The 5,877-nt window shown below is 41.8% G+C and carries 5 protein-coding genes and 1 pseudogene; 2 read left to right on the top strand and 4 right to left on the bottom strand.

Annotated elements, in window-relative coordinates; translation table 11 throughout:
* Window positions 1-1,945 (top strand): FtsX-like permease family protein (locus SMIDD26_RS07360; protein ID WP_134990243.1); only part of this gene is annotated, 1,945 nt, incomplete at its 5' end.
* Window positions 1,946-2,040: 95 nt separating this feature from the next.
* Here SMIDD26_RS07360 and tpx read toward each other — a convergent pair.
* The 4 genes from tpx to SMIDD26_RS07340 all read right to left on the bottom strand — a co-directional run bounded on the left by tpx (window position 2,041) and on the right by SMIDD26_RS07340 (window position 5,300).
* Window positions 2,041-2,532, bottom strand: coding sequence for a thiol peroxidase (gene tpx, locus SMIDD26_RS07355; RefSeq protein WP_000256026.1), 492 nt, complete (start codon window positions 2,530-2,532; stop codon window positions 2,041-2,043).
* A gap of 239 nt (window positions 2,533-2,771) precedes the next feature.
* A complete protein-coding gene (gene psaA / locus SMIDD26_RS07350) occupies window positions 2,772-3,701 on the bottom strand; it encodes a metal ABC transporter substrate-binding lipoprotein/adhesin PsaA (protein WP_061439707.1) in 930 nt (309 codons plus the stop codon).
* Window positions 3,702-3,732: 31 nt separating this feature from the next.
* A complete protein-coding gene (locus SMIDD26_RS07345; RefSeq protein ID WP_000559787.1) occupies window positions 3,733-4,581 on the bottom strand; it encodes a metal ABC transporter permease in 849 nt (282 codons plus the stop codon).
* The gene (locus SMIDD26_RS07340; RefSeq protein ID WP_061439706.1) at window positions 4,578-5,300 is read right to left on the bottom strand and encodes a metal ABC transporter ATP-binding protein; all 723 of its coding nucleotides are present in this window, start codon (window positions 5,298-5,300) and stop codon (window positions 4,578-4,580) included. The genes SMIDD26_RS07345 and SMIDD26_RS07340 overlap by 4 nt, the downstream gene beginning before the upstream one ends.
* 176 nt (window positions 5,301-5,476) lie before the next feature.
* On the opposite strand from SMIDD26_RS07340, the pseudogene SMIDD26_RS07335 reads away from it, so the two are divergent.
* Window positions 5,477-5,877 (top strand): annotated as a pseudogene (locus SMIDD26_RS07335) (endopeptidase); the annotation flags it as partial.

The following is a 5,877-nucleotide window of genomic DNA, read 5'->3' as shown; positions in this document are numbered from 1 at the left end:
GACAAGAGTCACAGACAAGGGCCAAGAAACCCTTGACAAGGCTGAGGCTAATTTGCAGGAAGGCAAGCGTCGTTTAGCAACTGCTCAAGCTCGTTTACAGGCTCAGGAGAGTCAACTAGCCTTTCTTCCACAAGCCCAGAGAGAGCAGGCCAGTGCTCAACTTACCCAATCCAAGCAGGAATTGGACAAGGAAGAAGATAAACTAAAGCAGGCCGAACAAAATCTAGTCCAAGAAAAGGAAAAATTAGAAAAACATCAGCAAGTCTTGGATGATTTGTCTGAGCCCAAATATCAAGTATATAATCGTCAGACCATGCCTGGCAGTCAAGGCTACCTCATGTACAGTAATGCTTCAGCCAGTATTCGGGCAGTGGGTAATATCTTTCCTGTAGTGCTTTATGCCGTAGCGGCTATGGTGACCTTCACAACTATGACTCGTTTTGTGGATGAAGAGCGAACTCATGCAGGGATTTTTAAGGCCTTGGGCTATCGCAGTAAGGATATTATCGCCAAGTTTCTCCTTTACGGTCTAGTAGCTGGGACTGTAGGAACAGTTCTAGGTAGTATACTTGGACATTATTTACTAGCCGGTGTGATTTCAAGTGTTATTACAAAAGGTATGGTAGTGGGAGAAACCCAGATTCAGTTCTATTGGACCTATAGTATACTGGCTCTTGTCTTAAGTTGGTTGGCGAGTGTGTTACCAGCCTACTTGGTAGCTCGTAGGGAACTTCATGACGAAGCAGCCCAGCTTTTACTGCCTAAACCTCCTGTTAAAGGAGCTAAAATCTTACTGGAGCGCATCGGTTTTATCTGGCGTCGTCTTAGTTTTACTCATAAGGTAACAGCCCGCAATATCTTCCGTTATAAGCAGCGGATGTTGATGACGATCTTTGGTGTGGCAGGTTCAGTCGCTCTGCTCTTTGCCGGTTTGGGAATCCAATCCTCTGTAGCAGGAGTTCCGTCTAGACAGTTTCAACAAATCCAACAGTATCAGATGATTGTCTCTGAAAATCCTAGTGCGACCAATCAGGACAAGGTAAATCTAGAAGAAGTGTTGAAAGGGCAGGACATCAAAGCCTATCAGAAAATTTATTCTAAGACGCTAGACAAGGATTTCAAAGGTAAGGCTGGTCTTCAAACCATTACTCTTATGATGACAGATAAGGAGGATTTGACTTCCTTTATCCATCTGCAAGACCATCAGCAAGAGTTGACATTAAAAGATGGAGTTGTCATCACAGCTAAACTCGCCCAGCTGGCAGGTGTTAAGGTTGGACAGACTCTAGAAATTGAAGGTAAGGAACTAAAGGTCGCTGCTATTACTGAGAACTACGTTGGTCATTTTATTTATATGAGTCAGACTGACTATGAGCAAATTTACGGACAGCTACCCCAAGCCAACACTTATCTGGTCTCGTTAAGGGATACCAGTGCGACTAGTATCGAAAGACAGGCTGGCTTACTTATGAATCAATCTGCGGTGTCCAGCGTCGTCCAGAATGCTTCAGCCATTCGACTCTTTGACTCGGTCGCAAGTTCACTCAATCAGACCATGACCATCTTGGTTATCGTATCGGTTCTGTTGGCTATTGTTATCCTCTACAATCTGACCAATATCAACGTAGCTGAGAGGATCCGTGAACTCTCTACTATCAAGGTTCTCGGTTTTCATAATAATGAAGTCACTCTCTACATTTACCGTGAGACGATTGTGCTGTCCCTTGTGGGTATCGTCCTTGGTCTAGTAGCTGGTTTCTATTTACACCAGTTTTTGATTCAAATGATTTCGCCTGCGACCATTCTCTTTTATCCGCAGGTAGGCTGGGAAGTTTATGTAATTCCAGTGGCAGCAGTAAGTATCATCTTGACCTTGCTTGGTTTCTTTGTCAATTATCATCTGAGAAAGGTTGATATGCTTGAAGCCTTGAAATCTGTAGAGTAAGGTAGTCGTATTTATCAGATTGGACTTGTATTTACTGGTAATCAAAAATCCTCCGTTTCAAAGAGCAGGGAACTCTTTGTGACAGAGGATTTTTTCTATAGGGCTTTAGCTGCTGCAATTGCGGCTTCGAAGTTTGGTTCAGAATTGATATTGTCCACGTATTCAACGTAGCGAATAGTATTGTCGGTATCGAGGACAAAAACTGCGCGTGCCAATAGGTGCCACTCATTGATTAAGAGGGCGTAATCACGTCCAAAGGAATGGTCGAAATAGTCTGAGAGCATGATGGCATTTTCAATACCTTCAGCACCGCACCAACGTTTTTGGGCAAAAGGTAGGTCCATTGAAACAGTCAAGACAACCGTATTATCCAGTCCAGCCAATTCTTCATTAAAACGACGCGTTTGAGTCGAGCAGATACCTGTATCGATAGAAGGCACGACACTCAAGACTTTTTTCTTCCCATCAAAATCAGCCAGAGATTTTTTAGAAAGGTCTGTTGTAGTGAGAGAAAAATCAAGCGCCTTGTCGCCGACTTGTAGTTGTTTACCTGTAAAGCTCACAGGATTTCCGAGAAAAGTTACCATAAGATACTCCAATCTTTTTTCTTCCATTGTAGCTGAAACAGTCGAAATTTTCCAATGATTTGACCGGAAATATGGGTATAGAAAAAAAACGCCAGCTCAGGTGAGAATGACGTTTTTCAGAGGCTTATACTCAATGAAAATCAAAGAGCAAACTAGGAAGCTAGCCACAGGTTGCTCAAAACACTGTTTTGAGGTTGCAGATGGAAGCTGACGTGGTTTGAAGAGATTTTCGAAGAGTATTATTTTGCCAATCCTTCAGCAATCTTGTCAAGGTTGTATTTCATCATGTTGTAGTAGCTGTCGCCTTCTTTACCTTGTTCTGCGATAGAGTCAGTAAAGATTTGTGCGTAGATTGGGATGTTTGTGTCTTGAGAAACAGTTTTCATTGGACGGTCATCCACACTTGATTCTACAAAGAGTGATGGAACTTTTGTTTGGCGAAGTTTTTCAACCAAGGTCTTGATTTGTTCAGGTGTTCCTTCTTCTTCAGTATTGATTTCCCAGATGTAGGCACTTGGGACACCGTAGGCTTTAGAGAAGTATTTGAAGCATCCTTCGCTGGTTACAATGAGTTTTTTCTCAGCAGGGATGTTGTTAAATTTCTCCTTAGCTTCCTTGTCAAGTTTGTCTAGCTTATCAGTATATTCTTTGAGATTTTTTTCGTAGAATTCCTTGTTGCTAGGGTCTTTAGCGCTCAATTGTTTTGCGATGTTTTTAGCAAAAATTATACCGTTTTCAAGGTTAAGCCAAGCGTGTGGGTCTTCTTTGCCTTTTTCGTTTTGACCTTCAAGGTAGATAACATCAACGCCTTCGCTGACTGCAAAGTAGTCTTTGTTTTCAGTTTTCTTAGCATTTTCTACCAATTTTGTAAACCAAGCATTGCCACCTGTTTCAAGGTTGATACCGTTATAGAAGATCAAATCAGCTTGAGAAGTTTTCTTAACGTCTTCAGGGAGTGGTTCGTATTCGTGTGGGTCTTGACCAACAGGAACGATACTGTGAAGATCAATCTTATCACCAGCAATATTTTTAGTAATATCAGCGATGATTGAGTTTGTAGCAACAACTTTTAGTTTTTGACCAGAAGCTGCATCCTTTTTTCCGCTAGCACATGCTACAAGAGCAATGACAGAAAGAAAAAGAACGAACAATGTACCTAATTTTTTCATTAGATCCTCCAATTTATTAGGGCTTTGCCCCTTATTTTAACAAATGTTTATTTTTCAGTTTCAAATATCGTTGTTTTGGAGCGATAAAGAAGCTAATGAGAAAGAAACTGGCAGCTGTGAGCACGATACTAGAACCTGCCGCAACGTTAAAGCTATAACCGATAAAGAGTCCCAAAACTGAAGCTGTCGCTCCAAAGGTTGAGGAAAGGAAAATCATGCTTTTTAGGCTATTAGCATACAGATAAGCAGTTGCAGCTGGGGTAATCAGCATGGCTACAATCAGGATAGTTCCGACACTTTGCATGGCTGTCACAGACACGAGAGTCAGGAGTACCATGAGAAGGTAGTGATAGAAATTGACAGGCATTCCCATGGCTTTGGCCAAGAGTTCATCAAAGGAAGTTATCAAGAGTTGCTTGAAGAAAATCCAGATTAACAAGAGAATGACTGCCCCAACACCCATAGTAATAAACATATCCGTATCTTGGACGGCCAGGATATTACCAAAAAGGATATGGAAAAGGTCAGTTGAACTTTTAGCGACACTAATCAAGATGATACCGAGGGCTAAGAAAGAAGAAAAGGTAATGCCGATGGCGGTATCGCTTTTGATAATCGAGTTTCCCTTGATGTAGGTAATGATGATGGCAGCTAGCAGTCCAAAGACAATGGCTCCGATAAAGAAGTCAAGGCCCAAGATGAAGGAGAGGGCAACACCTGGCAAGACAGCATGTGAAATGGCATCTCCCATGAGTGACATCCCGCGTAGGATGATGAAACATCCCACAGCTCCAGCTACGACCCCGACGACAATAGCTGTTATCAAGGCATTTTGTAAGAAATGGAATTTTTGCAATCCATCGATAAATTCTGCAATCATAGGTCACCTCCATTGAAAAAGAGTCGATTACCGTAAGCTTCTTTGAGATTGGCTTCGGTAAAGGTTTCTTTGGTTGGACCAAAGGCAATCACTTCTCGATTGACAAGCAAGACTTGATCGAAGTAGTGGGGAACCTTGCTGAGGTCGTGGTGGACGATGAGAACCGTCTTACCAGCTTTTTTCAAATCTCTCAGCGTACTCATGATGATTTCCTCACTGACAGAGTCAATCCCAACAAAGGGTTCATCCAAGAGGATATAGTCGGCTTCCTGAACCAAACATCTGGCAATCAAGACCCGCTGGAATTGACCTCCAGACAGTTGACTGATTTGCCGTTCAGCGTAGTCAGCTAGGCCGACGATTTCAAGGGCTTCTTGCACTTTCTTCCAATGTTTAGCATTTAAACTACGAAAGAGAGGGATAGAAGGAAAGAGTCCTAGCGAGACACATTCCTTGACCTTGATAGGAAAGTTGTAGTCGATATTGATTTTTTGTTCGACATAGGCAATTCGGTGCAAGGATTTTTTTACTTCCTTGTCATCGAGAAATGCCTGACCTTGATGTGGGATAATTCCCAGCATCCCTTTTAATAGTGTTGATTTCCCAGCGCCGTTTGGACCAATGATACCGGTAATTGTTGGTCCTTGGAGCACTAGTGAAATATCCTTAAGTGCCAACGTTTCTTTGTAGGAGACACTGAGGTTTTCGATACGTATCATAAACTTGTATTCCTCCTGACTCTTAATATACCTTAAAAAAAAATTAAGTCAAGTTAATTTTTAAAAAAATTAAAATAATAACTGAGAAATGATGGTAAGAGAAAGATCATTTTTAATTGCATTCCCAAGTAATTTTTGTTAAGCTAAAAGCAAGTACAAATGAAAGCGAGAACAAGATGACACGTTATCAAGACGATTTTTATGATGCAATCAATGGGGAATGGCAGAAAACAGCTGAAATTCCAGCAGATAAGTCTCAAACAGGAGGTTTTGTTGATTTAGACCAGGAAATTGAAGATCTGATGCTGGCGACAACAGACAAGTGGTTGGCAGATGAAGAGGTGCCTGAGGATGCTATCTTGGCAAACTTTGTCAAATACCACCGCCTAGTTCGTGATTTCGACAAGAGAGAAGCTGACGGTATCACACCTGTTTTGCCTCTTCTTAAAGAGTTCCAAGAATTGGAGACTTTTGCGGATTTTACAGCTAGACTAGCAGAGTTTGAGCTTGCAGGAAAACCTAATTTCCTTCCTTTTGGTGTATCGCCAGACTTTATGGATGCCAGAATCAATGTTCT

It is taken from the genome of Streptococcus mitis (genome assembly GCF_001579035.1).
Lineage (GTDB): Bacteria > Bacillota > Bacilli > Lactobacillales > Streptococcaceae > Streptococcus > Streptococcus mitis_J.
Note: the sequence above shows the minus strand (reverse complement) of the source record. Positions and strands in the feature narration are given on the sequence as shown.

Excerpts from the sequence above, each read along its gene's own strand:
- psaA (WP_061439707.1), bottom strand. The coding sequence starts at position 3,701 with ATGAAAAAATTAGGTACATTGTTCGTTCTTTTTCTTTCTGTCATTGCT.
- SMIDD26_RS07345 (WP_000559787.1), bottom strand. The coding sequence starts at position 4,581 with ATGATTGCAGAATTTATCGATGGATTGCAAAAATTCCATTTCTTACAA.
- SMIDD26_RS07340 (WP_061439706.1), bottom strand. The coding sequence starts at position 5,300 with ATGATACGTATCGAAAACCTCAGTGTCTCCTACAAAGAAACGTTGGCA.
- tpx (WP_000256026.1), bottom strand. The coding sequence starts at position 2,532 with ATGGTAACTTTTCTCGGAAATCCTGTGAGCTTTACAGGTAAACAACTA.